We start from the raw sequence: 22134 nt of genomic DNA, 5'->3' as shown, positions 1-22134 counted from the left end.
ATCTGGGTGGTTGTCATTATAACGGGGTTAATCTTCACTCCATCGTTTTATCAGATGAATAAGCGCATACGTAAACTGGAAGAACAGGTCAGGTATCTCACAGACGAAAGAAGGAGTCATTAATGGATCGACATACACATCTGGGAGTATACGGTCTGGTCCAATGGCAGCACAAGGTGCTGTTGATTCATAAGGCACGCGGGGCATATGAGGGGCATTGGGATTTACCTGGTGGCAGGCTTGAGTTTGGAGAAAAACCAGAAGCCGCTCTACACCGCGAGATTGAAGAAGAAACGGGTCTCACAGATGTGCAAGTGATCATACACTCTACGGAATCCAATGTGGTGCAGTGGGTCTATCAGGGAAAGCCGGAAGAGATGCATCATATCGGTATTCTGTATCATGTGTATTTAAAATCAGACAGTCAGGCCAATGAGATCAGGAAGGAACCGGATGGTGAGGATTCATTGGGTGCCGACTGGTTTACTTTGGAGCAGGTTCGACATCTCTCCTTAACACCGTTTGCATCGCATATGATCCATGGGCGTGGTTGAAAATCCGGATTGAATATAGAAATACAGACAAGATGTACTGAAGTTATTTTTGTGAAAATAGACATGATGTTATATATTGCCAGGCAAAGCGGCCGTAAGGTATAATCTGGATAATGTTTGAACTAACATCCTGTTCGAGGTCAAATGACAGGTGGTATGCAAAAGAAATGCAATTTATAATTCGCGAATTCGATTTGCGATTATATCGGGGTATAGCGCAGCCTGGTAGCGCGCGCCCTTGGGGTGGGTGAGGTCGTGGGTTCAAATCCCGCTACTCCGATTCAATTTTTTACACTGGGTATAAAGGCTGTGAATCTGCGGATTCACGGTCTTTTTTTATTGAATTTGTTCTCAAATGGTTAATGTTTAACTTGACGGTTTGTTTTGGCTGGTTATGGACCACAATTCTTATTAAAGGGGGTTAACGCGGAAACTTTGGAGCTTATTCATCTACGATATGTAGAGTTTATGCCTCATTTCTCTGATTCATCTAATTTATGCATCAATCGAACTAAAAATAGGAAATGCTCCTGAGCGCAAAAGTTTATAGAATAGACAGTAGAACACGACTTCAATTCTAAGTTGAGCTGAGTGTAACCCTCGAACGGATCTGGACAGTATTCGACATCTGCGCGACGGGATATACAATTATTGTTTATTATGTTATTGAAAACGCAGACAAACCTTGACGGGAGCGTCGAAACAACGTAATTTACCCCCAACAGCACGATGATTGGACTTCATGAAAAATTTCGCTTAAAATGTTGAACGAACGCAAATTACGGCTTAGTCAATGATTTCCGTCAAAAAACACGACTAAATCAAGACGGAGGGAACGTCGATGACGATCGAGGAAGGCAACAAGAAGCCCTGGGAAAGTTACTATGGACCCAATCTGGGATACGTACAGGAACAATATGAATTATTCTCTCAAGACCCTAATTCGGTGACACCGGCATATCGGGATTTGTTTGAACAATGGGGTGCTCCGCCGATGCCCGGCAGAGATGCACATACAGCCACTTATTCCGGCAACGCCCAAACGGCTTCCGGGAGCGTGGATATTCAGTTATTACAGAAAGCGGTTACAGCCGGGAAACTGGTTTGGAATATTCGAACGTATGGACACCTTGCCGCGGATATTGATCCGCTTGGCATAAGTGAAGATTCAGATACATCTTTATTGGAACCGAAGCATTTTGAATTAAATGAAGAAGATTTGAAAGCACTGCCCGCTTCCCTGATTTGGGAAGGTGCAGATGGACAGACCACAAACGGCTGGGATGCAATTCAGCGTTTGCGTCAGATCTATACTGGACCGATGGCGTATGAATTCAGCCATGTTCATGAAGTGCATGAACGTGAGTGGCTTAACCGTCGTGCGGAATCCCGTACGTCTCCTGCACCGTTGGATCAGGAGGAACGGAAGGCATTGCTGGAACGTCTGGTTGAAGTGGAGCAGTTCGAGGATTTCCTTCACAAAACATTTGTGGGACAAAAGCGTTTCTCCATTGAAGGGAACGATGTGCTTGTACCGATGCTGGATGAAGCGGTACGCATTATGGCGCAAGCGGGCTCGAGTCACATTTTGATGGGGATGGCCCACCGTGGTCGCCTGAACGTACTAGCTCATGTACTGGGCAAACCGTATAGCAAAATTTTCTCTGAATTTCATCATTCCCCGAACAAGGATCTGGTTCCGTCCGAAGGATCGACCGGAATCAATTATGGATGGACTGGGGATGTCAAATATCATCTCGGTGCGAATCGCTTTGTGAAAGATGGCGAAGCAGTACAGGCTCGTCTGACATTGGCTAATAACCCGAGTCACCTTGAATACGTGAACCCTGTAGTTCAAGGTTTTGCTCGCGCGGCACAGGATGATCGGCGTGATCCGGGATATCCGAAACAGGACGTTACAAAAGCAGCGACGATTCTTATGCATGGTGACGCGGCTTTCCCTGGTGAAGGCATTGTGGCGGAAACACTTAATTTCAAAGCACTGCCGGGCTATCAAAATGGCGGAACAATTCACATTATCGTGAACAACCGTCTCGGTTTTACAACGGATAGCAGTGATTCCCGCTCAACGTATTACGCGAGTGACCTAGCCAAAGGGTACGAGATTCCAATTGTCCATGTGAATGCGGATAATCCGGAAGCATGCATCGCAGCTATCCGTATGGCAGCAGAGTATCGCAACAAGTTCAAGAAGGATTTCCTGATTGATCTGATCGGTTACCGTCGCTACGGTCACAATGAAACAGACGATCCGGAAACAACGCAACCAAAGGTTTATGAAAAAGTGAAGAGTCACCCTACAGTGAGTCATCTGTATCAGGACCAACTCAAACAGGAGTCGGTTATCGATGATACATCCATTAATAGCATTCGTGATGCGGTGACGGGCCGCCTAAAAGAAGCTTACGAACAAATGAAGAAAAACGAAGTTCATGAACAGTCCCAATTGAAAGCCAGTCAGCCTGAGGCAGTATCGCTTATTCCAACAGCAGTACCGCTGGAGAATCTGCGGAGCATCAATGCCGATCTGCTGAAATGGCCAGAGAACTTCAATGTGTATCCGAAGTTGCAGCGTATCTTGCAGCGTCGCAGTACTGCCCTGAACGAGGGTGAAAAAGTGGACTGGAGTCTTGCCGAGACACTTGCCTTTGCCACGATTCTCGCTGACGGCAAGCCTATCCGGATCAGCGGACAGGATGCAGAGCGTGCAACATTTGCCCATCGAAATCTGGTATTGCATGATTCAGAGAACGGCACAACGTTCTGCCCGCTGCATCACTTGCCACAAGCACGTGCAGCATTTGCGATCTACAACAGTCCATTGTCTGAGGAATCGGTGCTTGGATTCGAGTATGGATACAATGTGTATTCCCCGGACACGCTTGTCATCTGGGAAGCCCAGTTTGGTGATTTTGCCAACTGTGCGCAGGTTATTTTTGACCAATTTGTATCCGCCGGCCGTGCCAAATGGTCTCAAAAATCGAGTCTGGTCATGCTGCTTCCTCACGCAAACGAGGGACAGGGACCTGAGCATACAAGTGCACGTCTCGAACGTTTCCTGCAGCTCTGTGCAGAAGATAATATGACGGTTGCCAATTTGACGAGTGCATCCCAGTACTTCCATCTGCTGCGTCGTCAGGCATCGTTGACAGAAACGGAAGATGCACGTCCACTGGTATTGATGTCGCCGAAAAGCCTCATTCGCAATCCGCGTGTGGCATCACCCGCTACAGCATTTAGTGAAGGCAAGTTTGAGCCTGTACTGGAGCAAGCTGGGCTGGGAACCAAACCGGATCGCGTGGAACGCATCATTTTGTGCAGTGGTAAAATCGCCATTGATCTCGAGGATGCTTTTGAGAAAGACAAAGCAGATTGGTCCTGGCTTCACATTATCCGTGTTGAACAGCTGTATCCGTTCCCGGCGGAAGAAATCAAGCGTGTACTTTCACGTTTCAGCAAGCTGAAAGAACTGGTTTGGGTTCAGGAAGAGAACAAAAACATGGGAGCCTGGACATACATGGAACCTCGCTTGCGTGCCATTGCACCGGAAGGAACAACCGTGAAATATGAAGGCCGTCCGGAACACGCGAGTCCTTCCAGCGGTTATCAAAGTGTGCATAGCATGGAACAGCAACTGATTATTACATCCGCGTTGAAGCAAACGACGAAGAATAATATTCCACTGGGGAGGTAACAGCTGTGAGTGAAATTAAAGTACCTGCAATGGGTGAATCAATTACCGAAGGAACGGTTTCCAGATGGCTTGTCAAAGAAGGGGAAACCGTGAATCAGGGCGACGTTCTTCTGGAACTGGAAACAGATAAGGTAAATATCGAAATCAGTGCGGAAGAGAGCGGAGTACTCGAGAAAATCATTCGTCAGGAAGGCGAGACTGTTGAAATCGGAGAAACGATTGGTACACTCGCAGCTGGAGGAGGAAACGGAGCACCCGCTTCTGAGCCGGCAGCAGAACAGAAACAGGCTGCGGTGCCAGCTCCTGAAGCAGCAGCTGTAGCTGCACCACCTGCTCCCGTTGCTGTAGCAACGGCAACGGAATCTTCCGATAACGGAACCAAAACAGCGTCACCTGCGGCACGCAAGCTTGCTCGCGAGCGTGGCATTGAGCTGGATCAGGTTCAGAGCAAAGATCCGATTGGACGTGTATACCAGGAAGACGTGAAAAGTCATAGCACGCAGGCACCTGCTCCGACGCCAGCTCCTGCAAGCAAAGCTCCGGCAGCACCAGCAAGTGCTCCGGCAACTGGAGGATCGACCTATGCGAAACCGGTAGAACGTCAACGCATGTCCCGTCGCCGGGCTACGATTGCGAAGCGTTTGGTTGAAGCACAGCAAACCGCGGCGATGCTGACAACGTTTAACGAAGTAGACATGACTGCAATCATGGATGTTCGTAAGCGTCGTAAGGACAAGTTCAAGGAAAAGCATGATATTGGTCTTGGATTTATGTCTTTCTTCACCAAAGCAGTTGTTGGGGCACTGAAAAAATTCCCAACGATCAATGCTGAGATTGATGGGGAAGATGTTGTCCTCAAAAAGTATTATGATATCGGAATCGCAGTATCTGCCAAGGAAGGTCTTGTCGTTCCAGTCGTTCGTGATGCAGATCGTCTGGGCTTTGCCGAGATTGAAAAGAGCATTGCGGACCTAGCTTCCAAAGCGCGCTCGAACTCACTTGCACTTTCCGACCTGCAAGGTGGTACATTCACGATTACCAACGGCGGAACATTTGGCTCCCTGTTGTCGACCCCGATCCTGAATACACCTCAAGTGGGTATTCTCGGTATGCATAAGATTCAGCTTCGTCCTGTTGCGATTGATGCAGAGCGGATGGAAAATCGTCCAATGATGTATATCGCATTGTCGTACGATCACCGTATTATCGACGGAAGCGAGGCAGTGCGTTTCCTTGTCACAGTGAAGGAACTGTTGGAAGATCCGGAATCCCTGTTAATTGAAGGGTAACTCGATTGAAATATAAACAGCTATCATTATAGATTCGTGAAAGCGAAAGCCCCTACTGAAGCGCAGCATAAGCTGTACTCATCGGTAGGGGCTTTCGTTTGTATGGATATGATGAAGAACATTATACTGAATCAGCGATAACCTCATCAACCTCAGAAGGACTGTCTTGACTGAAAGCCGGCATATGACGCTCTAGCCAGTCCACCACATGCAAGCATACTTCTTCACGATTGGTTTCGTGCAGCATCTCATGGCGTCCTTCAGGATACAGGCGGTACTCCACATCGTGAAGCTGAAGCTGCCTATATTGGGCAACCAGGTTATGAACGCCTTTACCATGCAATCCCACCGGGTCCTGTTCTCCCGAGAAGAGGTACACCGGTTTATCTTTTGGGATTCGCTCCATATTCTCGGGCATATGAATTTCCAGCAGAAGCCTGAAAAAATCACGAAAGAATCCGGCGGTACAGATGGCCCCGCATAACGGATCGTCGATAAATCGTTTGACTTCATCTGCATCTCGCGATAGCCAATCAAAAGGTGTGCTTGCCGGCCGGAAGGCACGATTGAATCCGCCAAATACAATGGCATTGAGCAGCATGCTCGGATGCGTGGCACCCTGAATACCACATTGCATAACAGCCAGTTTTTCACCAAAACGGAGAAGGCCGCGTTTCCCATTGGTTCCGGACAAAATGAACGCGTGGTAACGCTCATGGCCTGCATACATCAAATGCTGCACCAAGAACGATCCCATACTATGTCCCATCAGAAACAAAGGAACACCCGGATGCTCCTTGGAAGCAACTTCGCCGAGGTTAATCATATCACTTGCCATCCAGCGGAAAGCATCAACTCCGGCATTGCCGAGCAGTTTCGGACTTTCCACAGATTTTCCATGTCCTCGGTGGTCATTGGCATAGACAGCATACCCGTGGCTGGTGAGACACTTTGCGAATTCCTCATATCGTGCTGCGGTCTCGGCCATGCCGTGAGCAATTTGTACAATGCCTTTGATTTTGCATTCCGGATCGGGAAGCCAGCGGTAGACATGAATACGGGTACCTTCATTACCCACAAGGGCAAAAGTAGATTCCTGCATCGTGTAACCCCTCCTTCACTGGTTGATTAAGGTAGATAAGAACGAAGGACTGTTGTATTGCCGTCCAGTGTATAAGAACCCAGATTGGCAGGCAGCAGGTAGCACTGTCCCGCGCTTAATTCGATTTTCTCCTGTGTATCATTGTCCCATTCCAGGGTTCCATTACCTTCGCAAACCACAAGAATAGTGAAGCTGTCAGCATGGGTAGAGAGTTCCCAGCGATCCGTAACAATCCCTTTTTCTACGACAAAATAAGGACATTCCGCAAGCTTCAGCCATTCGCCTGGTGTGGCGTTATTGGTTTTCATTGTGGTTGCTCCGGCACCTTCATAGGCAGTCACATTCAACGAATCTTCAACATGAAGTTCACGTGGTTTTCCATCGAGTCCTGGGCGATTGTAGTCATAAATCCGGTAAGTCGTATCCGAATTTTGTTGGATTTCGGCAACGACAACTCCTGCACACAGCGCATGCACTGTTCCGGCAGGAATAAAGAAGGTGTCTCCCGCCTCCACGGGCACTTGACGAAGTGTGTCCATTACCGTGCCATTCTTCAGTGCTTCTTTCAGTACCGCACGATCGACTCCTTCATTCAATCCATAGATGATGTGTGCTCCCGGTTTGGCGTCAAGCACATACCACATTTCCGTTTTACCCAGTTCACCGGGAGGAAGTGCCTCATAATCATCTGTAGGATGAACCTGTACGGACAGATCGTCATTGCAGTCAAGCAATTTGATCAGGAGAGGGAAACGCCCTCCTTTTTCAGATACGCCTTTCGTTCCGAGCCATGCCGTTCCCAGCTGTTCCCGTACTTCATCCAGGCCTTTGCCCGCAAGCGCACCATTAATGACTTTGGTTGTACCATTGGGATGATCAGCAATCATCCAGCCTTCTCCAATATGTCCTTCAGGTGGTGTCAGACCGAATTGCTCCAGCGCCCGACCTCCCCATACACGTTCTTTGAACTCGGGTTGAAATTGCAGTGGGTATGGCTTAGACATCGTAATCTCTCCTCTAGTATATGAAATGGTGAATCGCTTTAATCAATTCATGCCTGTTGCATTCCCGATTGTATACGGTTGCAGCAGACAAGTATGTAAAGCACGCATCGTCATAACAACCGAACCGGTAATAAGGCTTGGCCCGTTATACATGTACGCCGATGTCGTGCATTTTAATGTGTTCATTTTATGGCATTTGGAGAGTAAAGGAAATTACTTTTTCTCAATGCCAATCAGAAAAGGGGAAGATGTACGCTGCAGCTGGCGGTATATTACCACTTGTGCCTGATCAACAGGCAAGGCGGAGCACCATTCCACGACTGCATCTGCTTCTTGTGCACCTCCGTCGTGGCCTGGGTACAATACTGCAGTTATAATGCCGCGTGGTCTCAATAAACTCAGGGCAGCTTCCAGTGCGGCAATCGTGCTGTCCGTTTGAGTAATAATGGAGGCGTCAGCTCCCTCGGCAGGAAGGTAGCCCAAATTAAACATAATTGCGCCTACTGCACCCTGCCATCGTTCAGGAACAGCTTCAGCCATTCGGTCATGGCTTAATTCCAACAGGGAGATGGAGCCAAGCTTCGTACCATCTTCCTGTTTGCGAATCCTGGCTTGTGCGAGAGTCAGCGCTTCACTTTGAATATCGAAGCCGATGACCTGGCCGCGTTTGCCAACTTGCTGTGCCAAAAAAAGTGTGTCCGCACCAGTCCCTACTGTGGCATCGATCGCATAATCCCCAGGCTGCAACCGGGAGGATACCCACTGATGGGCACAGCTTAGAACAGAGAGAAATCCCATCTTATGCTCCCCTCCAATATTTACCCTGCCATGAATCGCGTAATCGCAGCTCTCGGTCAATGGAATTCAGCACTTCCCACTTTTTCATGGACCACATGGGACCAATCAGCAAATCACGTGGGGCATCCCCGGTAAGGCGGTGCACAATCATGTCCGGTGGAAGCATCTCCAGCGTATCGACAATCAGTTTAATGTACTCGTCCTGTTCCAGGAAACGAAGAAGTCCGGCTTCATATTGTTTAACCATTGGCGTTTTGCGCATCAGATGCAGCAGATGGATCTTAATGCCTTGAACATCCATATTAGCTACAGCACGTCCTGTATCCAGCATCATTTCATGCGTTTCTTGAGGCAAGCCATAAATGATATGCGTACAAACGCGAATATTCCGTTTTCTCAGCTTCTCAACCGCTTCTTCATAACATTTGGTATCGTGCGCGCGGTTAATGAGCGTCGAAGTGGACTCGTGAATGGTTTGGAGCCCCATTTCAACCCACAGGTATGTGCGCTCATTCAGTTCGGCCAAATAATCCACAACATCATCTGGCAAACAATCCGGCCTTGTGGCTATGGAGAGACCAACGACGCCAGGCTGCTGTAAAATGACTTCAAAATACTCACGCAGTTCTTCAACAGGAGCGTATGTGTTCGTGTAGGCCTGAAAGTAACCGATATATTGGGCCGTTGGCCACTTCAGATGCTGTTTATCTCTAATCGTATTAAATTGAGTCACCAGATCATCCCGTCTGCTGCCGGCAAAATCGCCTGATCCCCGGGCGCTGCAGAAGGTACATCCGCCTTTGGCAATCGAACCGTCACGGTTCGGACAGGTGAATCCCGCGTCAAGCATAACCTTGAACACTTTATTGTTAAACTCGTTTCGCATCTCATAATTCCAGGTATGGAATCGTTTATCTCCCCAGGAAAGAGGAGTTTGTATTGCAGGTGCATTCATCTTCAGGGTGCTCCTTTGGCTGCCGCATTCCCTCTTGGAAGTGACAGGTGTTTATCTATTCACGTGATAGAACGTATCCTCAAATCCGTGTCTCCATGGACTTTATCCATTGTATCAAAAAACTCAAAAAAAGGGGAATCCGAACTCAAAAATAGACTGTAAAATCAAGGTTTTCTCCTTGCTATAGTTTACACCTTGTGTTATATTTAACTTAACGTCAGACAGCATCCAATGGGTACTATTCATCATAGCATTTGAATCAAAATTGACGTCATGGACCATACTATACCGTGAGGTGATATGAATGAATTCCCAAGTTAAAAACAGTAATCTTCATCATGTTTCAGTAGAACTGACGGCAGAAGAGGCACTGGCCTTGACAGGTGTTCGTTTCAATGGCAATCCGAAAGTGGAAGCGGCTGCAAGACAAAAAGTCCGCAATGCTTTCGAAAAGACATTTGATTTTTCACACCCAGATAAGGTAGACTATGAACTATTAAAGTAGTTGGACCCCAATTCCAAATAAATCGAAGAGGGAATCTTTGAGATTTGCCCCAAGTGGCAGATCCGAAGATTCCTTTTTCATTGCTCTTTACAATTGGCCGGTTCTTCGGCAAAATGAGTCTGAGACAAGTATGGACAAACGGAGGAATAAAATGCGTTTACGTGGCAGAAAAGGGATTCGGGAAAATTTGGAGGAGCAAGTGGATCTTGTTGTTCTGGATCCCAAACAGTACAAGGGGAAATGGGCTGAACTGTTTGGCAATGACCACCCGATCTTTGTTGAATTTGGCATGGGTAAAGGTCAGTTTATCAGCCAAATGAGTTATAAATATCCCCAATACAATTTTATTGGTATTGATATGTATGATGAATTGGTGCGCCGGGCTAGTGAGAAGGCTCGTAATGCCTGGAGTCAGGCTGATGTAGAAACTCCGCCCAACGTGAAGCTTGTACTGGCGAACATTGAACAGATCGAGGATGTATTTGAAACGGGAGAGCTGGAACGAATTTATTTGAACTTCAGTGATCCATGGCCAAAAGCCAAGCATGCACGCCGTCGTTTGACACATCCGCGTTTTCTGAAGAAATACACGGAATTGCTTAACAGCAAAGGACAAATTCATTTCAAAACCGATTCGGAGACATTGTTCGAGTTCTCGCTTAACGCGATTGCCGACTACGGTCTGCAAATGACCAATCTGTCCCTGAACCTTCACCGTGATGGATTGAATGAAGAGCATGTCATGACCGAATACGAGCAAAAATTCATGGGCAAAGGCATGAACATCCATCGTGTGGAAGTGATCGTAGGCGAAGAAGCGCTGCGGGAGTATCAACAAATGCGTCTGGACAAGTATAAAGTACGTGAAGCTTCGGATGAATCCGGAGACGATCAGGAGTAAAATGTACAAGCGACACAGTGAGGATGGTTTGGTTTTCCTCGTGTGTCGCTTTTTTTTGTTCGTAATTCGTGTACTTCGTATTCTCGGTTACAGTTGCTCCGAGTGCAGCTCTTTGCGACGATAATCATTTGGAGTTACGCCATTGAACTTTTTGAACATGCGATAGAAATAGGAGCTGTTGGTGAAACCCGTTTTCTCTGCAATTCTGCTACAGAGTTCTCGGTTTCAATCAGCAGATGCTGGGCTTTCATTATGCGGGTTTCGTTAATAACGTCCGTCAGTCCCCTTTTAACGTCAATTGTTTATACAGCCTGCTGATATAAATGGGGGACATGGAGAGCTCATCTGCGAACGGCTGTCTCTTCCTCAATATCCGTATAGATTTGTTTGGCTTCGCACGTTTTGCCTGTCATTAGGCAATCAATGAGCTGCCGTTCTGTACTTCGTATTTGAAGTCGGCAGGCATTCAGTAATTTGTATTTTACTGCATCCAATAAAGACCAAAAAAGGGTGCCTTCGATTGAAGGCACCTTTTTTTCTGTGCACATGTGTACACGGCTTGTTTGTCGCAGTCCATTCATCGCAATCAGGCCTGATCTGCCTGAAATGGCCGCAGGTCCAGAAGATCGATGATGCTTTGTGCACTTTCCATCGGACGATATTTGGCGATCTGTGCCAAATGGCGTTTGCGTTTGCGAACGATGTCGGGATATTTATGTACCAATTTGTTCATCCATTTGACCACAACATCAAGGGAAGTAATCGGCTCTCCCAGTCCTCTGGCTGTAAAGTATTGAACATTCTCTTCTTCCTGTCCCGGAATGGGATTATGGAACAACATCGGAATGCCTTTGGCAAGACCTTCGGTGCAGGTCATTCCACCGGGCTTAGTAATAAGCAGATCGGATACTTCCATTAATTTGTCCACTTCCTTGGTATAGCCGATAATATGAATGTTTTCCTTCCGATATTGCGGATCCTGTTCCATGCTGATCCGGATTTTGTCATTCCGTCCGAGACAGAAAATGATCTGAATATCATTATGCCACCGAGTCAGAAGCTTATTAACAACTTCATCACTTAGCATACCCCAGCCGCCGCCCATCACAAGAACGGTGGGCATGTCTTTCAGGTTGAACTTGTTGCGAATCTCATCCCGGCCAGGATGTTCCCAGAAGTTGGGGTGAACCGGGATGCCTGTAACTCGTATTTTGTCTGCGGAAACTCCTCGAAGCATCAGTTTGGACTTTACCTCATCTGTAGATACCAGATACAGGTCCACTTCGGGACTGATCCATGTGCCATGTGCGTCATAATCCGTAATGACTGTGCAGAGCGGCACTTGTACCCCCAGACGCTTCAATCTTGATATGACGGCACTTGGGATCGGGTGTGTGCATACAATGGCATTTGGACGCAGCTGCCGTACGATGCTGCGTGTATGAGTGTAAAACAGCTTGTGCAGCGCCAGTGTAGTCAATCGGTTTAATGACTTTTTATATTGATGCCTATATACGTATCCTACAAGTTTGGGCTGGTTGGTTACCGTTTTTTTGTATGCCGTAATAATGAGTGGTGCAACTCTGGGATTCAGAAAACTTCCCAGCTCAAGCACTTTGGTTTGTACTTCCGGAGAGAGTTTTTTCAAACTGCTGGACAGTGCATAGGCAGCTTGCGTATGACCTGCCCCAAAGCCTTCGGATAGTAGTAATACTCGTTTTTTTTCCACGCTTGCTTCACCTGTTCCTGCTAGGTTTTCCTTAGTCTAACATATCCGCTTTAGGTCCATAATGCAACTGTTGCAAGTGCGACTAAAGTACCGATTGTAGCCCCTGCGAGCACATCCGAAGGATAGTGCAATCCCAGGTAAATTCGGGAGAATCCGACAATCAGCGCAACCGGCAGCAGCAGCATCAGCAAAAAAGGTTCCATAGCCATAAACGGAACGGTTACTGAGAAGACCGCGGTTGTATGTCCTGAAGGAAATGAGTGGTCCGTCAGGGGATTGCGGAATGTAATTGTATCCGGCATGGCCAGATACGGCCGGATGCGGGGATACAGCCTTTTGGCAATCGCCACGGGAATATGGCTGACGGCCAATGCGATGCAGGCCTGAAGACCTGTCGTATTCCAAGGAGCCGGAGCGAGCAGCCATACCAATAAGGATACAGCAATAGAAAAAGTTGCTCCGCCCAGATGGGTGAGATAATACAGCCAAAAATTCATAAATCGATTATGAAGTCGACCATTAATCCACATAAACACATTACGATCATACTCTTGAAACTTAACGAATAAACGGCTCATATTGGCCTCCTGCCAGTCAGGCCGCCCGAATTGGCGGCAGTATTTCCGGTATGTTTCCTGGGTCCGGTGTTGCCCTGATTACTATATAACCGTTTTTCGTGAAGTTCAGGTTATTTCAGGTATATGTTTATCATATTTTTAAATGTTGTCCTTTTCAAGAAGAAGACATGTGAACAACGTAAAATTCATGTTAAAGAGTGGTTAATCATCCAACTTAACTTTTTGACTCGGACGAGCTAAAAAAGATACAATGATTCAACATGGCTGAAATGAGGTTAAAAAAATGTGAGTTTTATATTGAACTTTTTGGTACCTGCTTGCGTTATTTAGGTAAAGCCTCTGTTTGGACAGTGCTGGGTGATGAAAAAAGCAGGGACTTTAGAAATAAAAATCAAGCAAACGGCTGAAAATAAGATATAACAGGCATGAATGCGAGGGCGCAGTATCACGAAGTGCCAATTTAGCGTTTAATGTTCACATTTCTGCTTCAGGAAGTGAAATTGCGGTTTTGACAAATGGCTGAAAAGCATCCAAAATCGATAAAGCAGCCAAATTGGTAGCAACCATGCTTGAAACACATGCGTAATAAACAAAAGACCAGGGTCATATTCTGCACATTACAAAAAAACAAAGATGCAGAATCAGGTAGAGAAACGCTAAAGTAAACAGGGTTTGAAAAAAAGGGGGTAACAGAGAACGATGTTGGACGCTATATTCGTCACGATGCAGGTCATACTGGCACTGCTAGCCGTGTACCAATTCACGTTTTCGCTGTTCGGTCTGTATAAGAAAAAGAAAAAGAAACATTATCCTGCGACAAAGTCATTCGCTGTACTCGTTGCAGCGCACAATGAAGAACAGGTCATTGGTGCGTTAATGGAAAACCTGAAACAACTCGATTATCCGGAAGATCTGTACGATGTGTTTGTTATCTGTGATAACTGTACGGATGGTACGGCTCAAATCGTCAGAGATCATGGCTTGAATGCATGTGTGCGTACAAACGCCGATCTGAGAGGTAAGGGCTACGCGATTGAATGGATGCTTAAGTATCTGTGGAAATTGCCGCGTCAGTATGACGCCGTTGTGATGTTTGATGCCGATAACCTGGTTGATCGCAATTTCCTGCTTGAGATGAACAATGACTTGTGCAACGGTTCGCGTGTCATCCAAGGATATATCGATACCAAAAATCCAGAGGATTCCTGGATTACTGCAGCTTACGGTGTATCGTATTGGTACATTAACCGTTTGTGGCAGTTGTCTCGTCACAACCTGAACATGGCCAATTTCCTTGGCGGTACAGGCATGTGTTTTGAGACAAATTTGCTGAAAGAAATCGGCTGGGGCGCAACAAGCTTGGTCGAGGACTTGGAGTTTACGATGCGGAGTGTGCAGCGTAACGTGTATCCCGTATTTAACTATGATGCCAAAGTATTTGATGAGAAACCTTTGACATTCAAAGCTTCGGCCAGACAGCGTCTGCGCTGGATGCAAGGTCACTTTACGGTTGCGCGGAGATATTTCTTCCCGCTGCTGTGGCAAAGTATCAAGGAAAGAAGTTTGGTCAAATTTGACCTTGCAGTATATGGAGCGAACGTATACGTTGTATTGCTGACCTTCCTGATGACAGCTGTTATGTGGGTTGATACAGCTATATTCAGTGGTCCGCACATCGCCAACATCTACGGTTACTTCCCGTTATGGGTAGGATTCGTTGCCATCGGTTTGAACATTCTCACGTTCCTGCTGTCGATGGCACTGGAGAAGGTCACTTTTGCGAAAGTGTATCTGTATCTGATTGTGTTCCCGATTTATTTGTTATCTTGGTATCCAATTACGTTCTATGCGTTCTTCACGCAGAACAACAAGCAATGGAGTCATACCCAGCATACGCGTGTTGTACGTTTGGATGAGGTGCAGAGCAAGCAAGGGTAGAGTGTTGAATGGCTGAAAAGCCACTGTATCTAATAAAATGTTTTAAAGGTGTTGACTATAGTCAACAATGATGGTATAGTATTCAAGTGCGTTAAATGAATAGCGATGGAATCACAAGCAGGAGTCCGACTTCTCACCTGACCAACATTCGCGTTGGCTGGTCAACGATCCCAATAATTTATGAAGTGTATGCTCATGAAGAATTGTGTTGATTACAGGGATGTCGGTAGCTTGACCGGCATCCCTTTTATTTTTGTTTAACAGTATTTAAAATGACCTGGAGGTGGACGGTTATTAGTAAAGATCACATGATTAATGATGAGATTCGGGCGAAGGAAGTACGCCTTGTCGGAGCTGAAGGAGAACAAATTGGGATCAAGCCCATTCGGGAAGCACTGCAAATGGCGATTGATCTGAACTTGGATCTGGTCAATGTGGCACCACAGGCTAAACCGCCGGTATGCCGCATCATGGACTATGGCAAGTTCCGCTATGAGCAGCAAAAGAAAGACAAAGAAGCCCGTAAGAACCAGAAAATTGTTGACATTAAAGAAGTATGGTTCCGTTCCAATATTGAGGAGCACGATTATCAAACGAAGCTTCGTAATGTAGTTAAGTTTTTGAAAGAAGGCGACAAGGTTAAATGTTCTGTTCGTTATCGCGGACGTGAAATTGCGCATGCCGCCATTGGTCAACGGATTCTGGAGCGCGTTAAGGTGGAGGTTGCAGAACTCTGCACCATCGAACGTCAACCGAAACTGGAAGGCCGCAGTATGATCATGATTCTGGCTCCTAAAGCCTGATAACATTGAAGGAGGAAACACAAAATGCCTAAAATGAAAACACACAGCAGTTTGAAAGGACGCTTCAAAATTACCGGTTCCGGTAAAGTCCTTCGTTACAAAGCACACAAAAACCACTTGCTTTCCCACAAATCCAAACGTGCTAAGCGCGTTCTGAACGGTAACCCAGTAATGGCAGCCGGGGACGTAAGACGTTTGAAACAAGGTTTGGCTAACTTGAAAGGCTAAATTTAAAATTAGTAAATTCCGTATGGGGGATCGGCTTCGGCCGTACACATACCACGGATACATTTATATTTATTTGGGAGGTTCTTTAATATGGCAAGAGTAAAAGGCGGTTTTGTAGTACGTCGTCGTCATAAAAAGGTTTTGAAACTGGCTAGAGGTTATTTCGGTTCCAAACACCGCATTTTTAAAACAGCTAACGAGCAAGTAATGAAATCCCTGGTTTACGCATACCGTGACCGTCGCAACACAAAACGTAACTTCCGCAGACTGTGGATCGTTCGTATTAACGCAGCAGCACGCCAAAACGGTTTGTCTTACAACAAACTGATCCATGGATTGAAACTTGCTGGAGTGGACATGAACCGCAAAATGTTGGCTGATCTGGCCGTTAACGACATCAATGCGTTCAACTCTTTGGCTACTGTAGCTAAAGGCAAAATCAACGCTTAAATTGTATTATGCAAGCCGCCGTACCTTATGGCGGCTTTTTTCACGCCAGAAAGCGCAGGACGAATACAGTATGGTCCGAGAGGACAAACTTAGATTGGATGCGGTTTACAGCTATCAGACCACTGGCAGATACATAAAAACCGAACAGTCATATAATGCAAATGAAAACTAGGAGTTACTGGTTATTGGTGATAATGATGGTATAATTTTGTTATATAACATCACATCGCTGTGACGTTAGCGTGTTAAACTGCTAAAATTTTAAGCGTTTTCAACAATAAAAGACTAAAAATATGTGATTTTTGGTCATGAAACATCTGGATTTTAACACTGGTTGAATGTATAATCACCTCTAGTAGGCAAGTCCTAAACTTTTCTCTCCTAGTCATAATGTTCGGTTTTTCGGCTGATGATCCGGTAAAGTTAAGACGTGAATGTGCTCTTTATGTCGAAGAAACCATACATTCCGCTTGAAAATGATATCTGACATCTGTTCATCGTTCAATATCGACCTGGGTAGGAATTAGGTATATATCATTAAGGGGGAACAAGAGAAATGAAAAAGATGCTCAGCTTGTCTTTGGTCATGTTGCTGGCAGTTTCGGTAATGCTCGCAGGTTGCGGAAGCAAACCGAAGGAAGAAACAAATGCCGGAGGAACTACAGGTGGCGAATCCACTGAAGCAAAATCCGATTTGCAGATCGGTATGGTTACTGACGTAGGTGGCGTTAACGACAAATCCTTTAACCAATCCGCATGGGAAGCCCTGCAGGCAACTGAAACTGAAACAGGTACTGCTGTAAAATACCTGCAAAGTAAATCTGATGAAGAGTACATTCCTAACCTGAACGAGTTCGTTAAAGGCGGATATGACCTGACTTGGGGTATCGGTTTCCAATTGGCTGATGCAATCAAAACGGTTGCTGACCAAAACCCTGATTCCAAACTGGCGATCATCGATAGTGTCGTAGATTCTCCTAACGTTAAATCCGTAACATTTGCTGAAGAGCAAGGTTCCTTCTTGGTTGGCGTTGTTGCCGGTCTGACTACAAAAACGAACAAAATCGGTTTTGTTGGCGGAATGGACAGCCCACTGATCAAGAAATTTGAAGTTGGGTTCAGAGAAGGCGTTAAAGCAGTTAACCCTGACGCTGAGTTGATCTCCAACTATACAGGTGCATTCGATAAACCAGACCTTGGTAAAGCAGCAGCTGCTACAATCTACAACCAAGGCGCGGATATTATTTTCCACTCTTCCGGTGCTACAGGTAACGGCGTGTTCAACGAAGCAATTGCCCGTAAAAAACAAGGACAAGATGTTTGGGTAATCGGTGTGGACAAAGACCAATCCCTGGAGTTCGGTGACGATGTTACCCTGACTTCCATGATCAAAAAAGTTGACGAAGCAGTTAAGAAAGTAAACCAAGAAGTTATTGACGGCACATTTGCTGGCGGTTCCGAAAACCTGACTCTGAAAGAGAACGGTGTAGGTATTGCTGATACTTCTACAAAAAATGTTTCTGCTGACATCCTTGCAAAAGTAGACGAATACAAAGAAAAAATCATCAACGGCGAAATCAAAGTACCTACAGAGTAATTGCTTAGCCTGCGAATTGAATAATCACAGAGGCCGGTCTTGACCGGCCTTATGATTGTCAGGACAGGAAAATTTGCTCAGGCCATCATAACATTTGTACGTTGTTTTATAGGATGCTTGTTGGAAACCTTCCAAATGCAGAATCAATGTTTTAGCAATAACGCTATAACGCTCCGGAAGGAGCTTTTCTTAAGATTATGGAATTTATACGTTTCAGCTGAGCTGAATGGATTCGATAATCTCAAGAAAAATAACCGCAACCGCGGTCTTTTCCCTTGAACATACGTCGATAGGACGTTTTTCTTACGTTTACGGAACCACACTATATCAGTTATAAGGGTGATTACATGGGTGCAGCAACCCCCGTCGTTGAGTTAAAACAAATCACGAAGCGTTTTCCAGGCATTGTTGCCAACGACGCCATCAGCCTTCAGCTTCGTAAAGGCGAGATTCATGCCCTGCTGGGCGAAAACGGCGCTGGTAAGTCAACGTTGATGAATATTGTATTTGGTCTCTATCAGCCAGATGAAGGTTCCATAGAAGTGAATGGCAAGCCTGTCATGATCGACAGCCCTAACAAAGCAATCGAACTGGGTATCGGCATGGTGCATCAGCACTTTAAGCTTGTACAGCCGTTCACGGTAACAGAGAACATTATTTTGGGATCTGAACCAACGAAAGGTCTCAACATTAACTATAAAAAAGCGGCTGCCGAAGTGCAGCGTTTATCCGAGCAATACGGACTCAAAGTGAATCCGCATGCCAAAATTCATGATATTTCTGTCGGCATGCAGCAGCGTGTTGAAATTGTGAAAACATTGTACCGTGGCGCTGATATCCTTATCTTTGATGAACCGACAGCTGTTCTGACACCTCAGGAGATCAAGGAATTGATGGTCATCATGAAAAAGCTCGTCGCCGAGGGCAAATCCATCATTTTGATCACGCATAAGCTGAAAGAAATCATGGAGATCTCCGATACGGTCACCATTATTCGTCGCGGAAAAGTAATCGACTCTGTAAAAACGTCGGAAACGAATCCCAATGAGCTTGCCGAAAAAATGGTTGGCCGTAATGTGACGTTCAAGGTGGATAAAAAACCGGCTACACCTGGAGCCAACGTGCTTGAAGTCAGCAAATTGACTGCCAAGAACAAAGAAGGTATTTCCGTCCTGAATGAACTGAATCTGAATGTTCGTGCAGGTGAAATTTTGGGCATCGCGGGCGTTGATGGTAACGGGCAGAGTGAACTGATTGAAGCCCTGACCGGATTGCGCAAGGTAGATAGCGGATCAATCCGTCTGCAAGGGAAAGAATTGTCCAACCATTCGCCGCGTCATATTTCGGAATCGGGAGTGGGTCATATCCCGGAAGACAGACATAAACACGGATTGGTTCTGGATTTCTCTGTCAGTGAAAATATCGTTTTGGAATCTTATTATAAATCTCCTTACACGCGTAAAGGATTCCTTAATTTCGATGCGATTAAAAAGCAGGCAAAGCGTCTTGTTGAGGCATTTGACGTGCGGACACCTAGCATTGAAACGAAAGCACGCTCCCTGTCAGGGGGTAACCAGCAGAAGGCAATCATTGCACGGGAAGTCGATAAAAATCCAGAACTGCTTATTGCGGCTCAGCCAACGCGTGGCTTGGACGTAGGTGCTATTGAGTTTGTCCAGAAACAGTTGATTGCTCAGCGTGACCAAGGAAAAGCGGTATTGCTCATTTCCTTCGAGCTCGATGAAATTATTAACGTTTCGGATCGGATTGCTGTCATTTATGAGGGCCAGATCGTCGGTGAGGTGCTGCCGGAAGAAACGAATGACAGGGAGCTCGGCTTGATGATGGCGGGCAGCACCCAAAAGAGAGGTACTGTACATGAGTAAAGTATTGAAATGGTTTACCCGTGATTCCTTTATTCTGCCTATTGTTGCGATCCTTATGGGATTGATCCTGGGCGGTATCGTCATGCTAATTGGAGGATACAACCCCATTGAAGCATATGGCGCACTGTTTAAAAAGGTCTTTGGTGACATGTACAACTTCGGAGAAGCAGTACGTGAGATGACGCCGCTCATCATGACGGGTCTTGCGTTTGCCTTTGCGTCCCGTGCAGGACTGTTTAATATCGGTGGGGAAGGACAATTTCTCGTTGGTATGACAGCAGCTACATTTGTGGGGGTTAAATTCGCAGGTCTTCCGATCTATATTCATGCTCCACTGGCACTGATTGCTGGTGCAGTATTCGGTGGTCTGTGGGCAGCGATTGCGGGTTATTTGAAGGCTGCTCGCGGAGTGAACGAAGTTATCAGCAGTATTATGCTGAACTGGATCGGTCTGTATTTGGCTAACCTGATTGTACGCCAGTTTTTGCTGCTTCAAGGGGAGAACCGTTCAGTCGATATCAGTGAATCAGCTTCTATCAGTTTGACTTGGTTATCCGAACTCATGGGCAATTCCCGTGTTCACATGGGAACATTGATCGCCCTGGTTATGGCTGTGCTCTTTTATATCTACATGTGGAAAACCAAGCAAGGGTATGAAATCCGTGCTGTAGGTTACAACCCGAACGCGGCTGAATATGCAGGTATGCATGTCAATCGTAATATCGTAAAAGCCATGTTTATCAGTGGTATGCTTGCAGGTCTTGGTGGAGCTTTCCAGGTGCTTGGCGTATTCCAGTACCAGACAGTAATGTCGGGATCTCCAGGAACTGGTTTTGACGGCATTGCCGTTGCCTTGATTGGTTTGAACCATCCGTTTGGTGTGCTCCTGGGAGCGTTGTTGTTTGGTACGCTTACCTATGGATCTGCTGGTATGAGTTTTGCTGCGGATGTACCGCCGGAGATTATTCGGATTGTAATTGGATCGATTATCTTCTTCATTGCGGCACAAGGCATCGTGCGCTGGGTACTTAAACCGTTCTATTCCAAGCGCAAGAAAGAGAAGGTGTTGTAGATGGACTTGTTGACAATTGGGCAAATTATCAATACGACGCTTGTCTTTGCTACCGCATTGATTTTTGCTTCCCTTGGCGGGATATTCTCAGAGAAATCCGGTGTAACTAACCTGGGACTCGAAGGTTTTATGGTCTTCGGTGCGTTTGCAGCCGGGATCGGGGCGCACTATGCCCAAGAAGCAGGCATGGGTGGAACAACGTCTGCCTGGATGGGTGTTTTGGTTGCAGTGGCATTGGGCGTGCTTGTATCTCTTATTCACGCTGTTGCGTCGATTACGTTTAAGGCAGACCAGATTATCAGTGGTATTGTTATCAACTTCCTGGCAGCAGGAAGTACGCTATATTTGGTTAAATTGCTGTTTGAAGGATCAGGAGACTCACCATTGGTACAGGGCTTCAGCAAATTTGACGTGCCGCTCCTGAAGGATATTCCTTTGCTCGGGGAAGCGTTGTTTAAGAACGTCTACCCAACAACATATTTGGCGATTATTCTAGTGTTCCTGACGTATTACGTTCTGTTCAAAACGCCATTTGGACTTCGTCTGCGTTCTGTGGGTGAACACCCGAGTGCAGCCGACACTGTAGGTGTGAAGGTTCGTCGCTATCGCTATGTTGGCGTAATGATCAGTGGTGCACTTGCGGCTATTGGTGGTGCTGCTATCACACTGACAACAACAGGCACGTTTTCACATAATACGGTTTCCGGTCAAGGATACATTGCAATTGCAGCCATGATATTTGGTAAATGGAATCCAATCGGAGCTTTCGGTGCTGCTGTATTCTTTGGATTTTCACAAGCGATCCGAAATTATGTGCAGTTGTTCGAATGGTCTCAAAGTATTCCCCAGGAAATTATTTATATGCTGCCTTATCTTCTCACGATTATCGTGCTTATCGCGGCAGTCGGGCGTTCTTCTGCTCCGTCTGCACTCGGCGAACCATACGATCCGGGGAAAAGGTAAGACAAGCAATCGATTAAATTTTTTAACAAGTTTTACAGAGAAAAGGGTCCGCTGTGTGCGGGCCCTT

At 46.2% G+C, this 22134-nt stretch carries 23 protein-coding genes and 1 tRNA gene; 15 read left to right on the top strand and 9 right to left on the bottom strand.

Features of this window, described 5'->3' with window-relative positions:
- The first annotated feature begins 122 nt into the window (after positions 1 to 122).
- From AB3N00_RS09775 to odhB, 4 genes are all read left to right on the top strand, one after another.
- Positions 123 to 554 carry an NUDIX domain-containing protein gene (locus AB3N00_RS09775; RefSeq protein ID WP_413034341.1) on the top strand — a complete coding sequence of 144 codons (432 nt, stop codon included), beginning with the start codon at positions 123 to 125 and terminating at the stop codon, positions 552 to 554.
- Positions 555 to 760: 206 nt separating this feature from the next.
- A tRNA-Pro gene (locus tag AB3N00_RS09770) sits at positions 761 to 834 on the top strand.
- A 561-nt stretch (positions 835 to 1395) separates the two neighbouring features.
- Complete coding sequence (locus tag AB3N00_RS09765) at positions 1396 to 4269, top strand: 2-oxoglutarate dehydrogenase E1 component (RefSeq protein ID WP_413034340.1); 2874 nt, start codon at positions 1396 to 1398, stop codon at positions 4267 to 4269.
- Positions 4270 to 4274: 5 nt separating this feature from the next.
- The gene (odhB, locus tag AB3N00_RS09760; RefSeq protein WP_413034339.1) at positions 4275 to 5558 is read left to right on the top strand and encodes a 2-oxoglutarate dehydrogenase complex dihydrolipoyllysine-residue succinyltransferase; all 1284 of its coding nucleotides are present in this window, start codon (positions 4275 to 4277) and stop codon (positions 5556 to 5558) included.
- A 121-nt stretch (positions 5559 to 5679) separates the two neighbouring features.
- Here the strand turns inward: odhB and AB3N00_RS09755 are convergent, their stop codons facing one another.
- The 5 genes from AB3N00_RS09755 to AB3N00_RS09735 are packed head-to-tail and all read right to left on the bottom strand — an operon-like array spanning position 5680 to position 9417.
- Positions 5680 to 6660 (bottom strand): alpha/beta fold hydrolase, encoded by a 981-nt coding sequence (locus AB3N00_RS09755; protein ID WP_413034338.1) that lies wholly within the window; start codon positions 6658 to 6660, stop codon positions 5680 to 5682.
- A 26-nt stretch (positions 6661 to 6686) separates the two neighbouring features.
- Complete coding sequence (locus tag AB3N00_RS09750) at positions 6687 to 7664, bottom strand: type I phosphomannose isomerase catalytic subunit (RefSeq protein WP_413034337.1); 978 nt, start codon at positions 7662 to 7664, stop codon at positions 6687 to 6689.
- A gap of 42 nt (positions 7665 to 7706) precedes the next feature.
- Positions 7707 to 7850 (bottom strand): hypothetical protein, encoded by a 144-nt coding sequence (locus tag AB3N00_RS09745; RefSeq protein ID WP_413034336.1) that lies wholly within the window; start codon positions 7848 to 7850, stop codon positions 7707 to 7709.
- Positions 7851 to 7877: 27 nt separating this feature from the next.
- The gene (locus tag AB3N00_RS09740) at positions 7878 to 8462 is read right to left on the bottom strand and encodes a class I SAM-dependent methyltransferase (RefSeq protein ID WP_413034335.1); all 585 of its coding nucleotides are present in this window, start codon (positions 8460 to 8462) and stop codon (positions 7878 to 7880) included.
- A 1-nt stretch (position 8463) separates the two neighbouring features.
- On the bottom strand, positions 8464 to 9417 hold the full coding sequence (locus AB3N00_RS09735; RefSeq protein ID WP_175399484.1) for a TIGR01212 family radical SAM protein: 954 nt from the start codon (positions 9415 to 9417) through the stop codon (positions 8464 to 8466).
- Positions 9418 to 9721: 304 nt separating this feature from the next.
- Between AB3N00_RS09735 and AB3N00_RS09730 the strand changes: the two genes are divergently transcribed.
- Both AB3N00_RS09730 and trmB read left to right on the top strand, forming a co-directional pair.
- The gene (locus tag AB3N00_RS09730; protein WP_413034334.1) at positions 9722 to 9922 is read left to right on the top strand and encodes a hypothetical protein; all 201 of its coding nucleotides are present in this window, start codon (positions 9722 to 9724) and stop codon (positions 9920 to 9922) included.
- 151 nt (positions 9923 to 10073) lie between these two features.
- The gene (gene trmB, locus AB3N00_RS09725; RefSeq protein WP_413034333.1) at positions 10074 to 10823 is read left to right on the top strand and encodes a tRNA (guanosine(46)-N7)-methyltransferase TrmB; all 750 of its coding nucleotides are present in this window, start codon (positions 10074 to 10076) and stop codon (positions 10821 to 10823) included.
- An 87-nt stretch (positions 10824 to 10910) separates the two neighbouring features.
- Here the strand turns inward: trmB and AB3N00_RS09720 are convergent, their stop codons facing one another.
- The 4 genes from AB3N00_RS09720 to AB3N00_RS09705 form a co-directional block, all read right to left on the bottom strand.
- Positions 10911 to 11027, bottom strand: coding sequence for a helix-turn-helix domain-containing protein (locus AB3N00_RS09720; RefSeq protein WP_413035236.1), 117 nt, complete (start codon positions 11025 to 11027; stop codon positions 10911 to 10913).
- A gap of 137 nt (positions 11028 to 11164) precedes the next feature.
- Positions 11165 to 11371 (bottom strand): hypothetical protein, encoded by a 207-nt coding sequence (locus tag AB3N00_RS09715; RefSeq protein WP_413034332.1) that lies wholly within the window; start codon positions 11369 to 11371, stop codon positions 11165 to 11167.
- Between the two features lie 38 nt (positions 11372 to 11409).
- Positions 11410 to 12552 (bottom strand): MGDG synthase family glycosyltransferase, encoded by a 1143-nt coding sequence (locus AB3N00_RS09710; protein ID WP_413034331.1) that lies wholly within the window; start codon positions 12550 to 12552, stop codon positions 11410 to 11412.
- 50 nt (positions 12553 to 12602) lie between these two features.
- Positions 12603 to 13130 (bottom strand): phosphatase PAP2 family protein, encoded by a 528-nt coding sequence (locus AB3N00_RS09705; RefSeq protein ID WP_413034330.1) that lies wholly within the window; start codon positions 13128 to 13130, stop codon positions 12603 to 12605.
- A gap of 260 nt (positions 13131 to 13390) precedes the next feature.
- Here AB3N00_RS09705 and AB3N00_RS09700 point away from each other — a divergent pair, with 260 nt between their 5' ends.
- The 9 genes from AB3N00_RS09700 to AB3N00_RS09660 all read left to right on the top strand — a co-directional run bounded on the left by AB3N00_RS09700 (position 13391) and on the right by AB3N00_RS09660 (position 22067).
- Positions 13391 to 13537, top strand: a complete 147-nt coding sequence (locus AB3N00_RS09700; protein WP_413034329.1) for a hypothetical protein — start codon at positions 13391 to 13393, stop codon at positions 13535 to 13537.
- Between the two features lie 292 nt (positions 13538 to 13829).
- Complete coding sequence (locus tag AB3N00_RS09695) at positions 13830 to 15068, top strand: glycosyltransferase family 2 protein (protein ID WP_153977672.1); 1239 nt, start codon at positions 13830 to 13832, stop codon at positions 15066 to 15068.
- A 308-nt stretch (positions 15069 to 15376) separates the two neighbouring features.
- A complete protein-coding gene (infC, locus tag AB3N00_RS09690) occupies positions 15377 to 15871 on the top strand; it encodes a translation initiation factor IF-3 (protein ID WP_110821116.1) in 495 nt (164 codons plus the stop codon).
- Positions 15872 to 15895: 24 nt separating this feature from the next.
- Positions 15896 to 16099, top strand: a complete 204-nt coding sequence (gene rpmI, locus AB3N00_RS09685; RefSeq protein WP_017689665.1) for a 50S ribosomal protein L35 — start codon at positions 15896 to 15898, stop codon at positions 16097 to 16099.
- A 90-nt stretch (positions 16100 to 16189) separates the two neighbouring features.
- Entirely contained in the window at positions 16190 to 16549 is a 360-nt protein-coding gene (rplT, locus tag AB3N00_RS09680) for a 50S ribosomal protein L20 (RefSeq protein WP_095288335.1), read from the top strand.
- Between the two features lie 556 nt (positions 16550 to 17105).
- Positions 17106 to 18146, top strand: a complete 1041-nt coding sequence (locus AB3N00_RS09675) for a BMP family lipoprotein (protein ID WP_175399490.1) — start codon at positions 17106 to 17108, stop codon at positions 18144 to 18146.
- 347 nt (positions 18147 to 18493) lie between these two features.
- The gene (locus AB3N00_RS09670; RefSeq protein WP_175399491.1) at positions 18494 to 20032 is read left to right on the top strand and encodes an ABC transporter ATP-binding protein; all 1539 of its coding nucleotides are present in this window, start codon (positions 18494 to 18496) and stop codon (positions 20030 to 20032) included.
- On the top strand, positions 20025 to 21104 hold the full coding sequence (locus AB3N00_RS09665; protein WP_095359125.1) for an ABC transporter permease: 1080 nt from the start codon (positions 20025 to 20027) through the stop codon (positions 21102 to 21104). Before AB3N00_RS09670 ends, AB3N00_RS09665 begins: the two co-directional genes overlap by 8 nt.
- The gene (locus AB3N00_RS09660; RefSeq protein ID WP_175399492.1) at positions 21105 to 22067 is read left to right on the top strand and encodes an ABC transporter permease; all 963 of its coding nucleotides are present in this window, start codon (positions 21105 to 21107) and stop codon (positions 22065 to 22067) included.
- Positions 22068 to 22134: the final 67 nt, after the last annotated feature.

Source organism: Paenibacillus xylanilyticus (assembly GCF_047246825.1).
In the GTDB taxonomy this organism is placed as follows: domain Bacteria; phylum Bacillota; class Bacilli; order Paenibacillales; family Paenibacillaceae; genus Paenibacillus; species Paenibacillus xylanilyticus_B.
The sequence above is the reverse complement of the archived record's forward strand: the minus strand, read 5'-3'. Positions and strand labels throughout refer to the sequence as shown.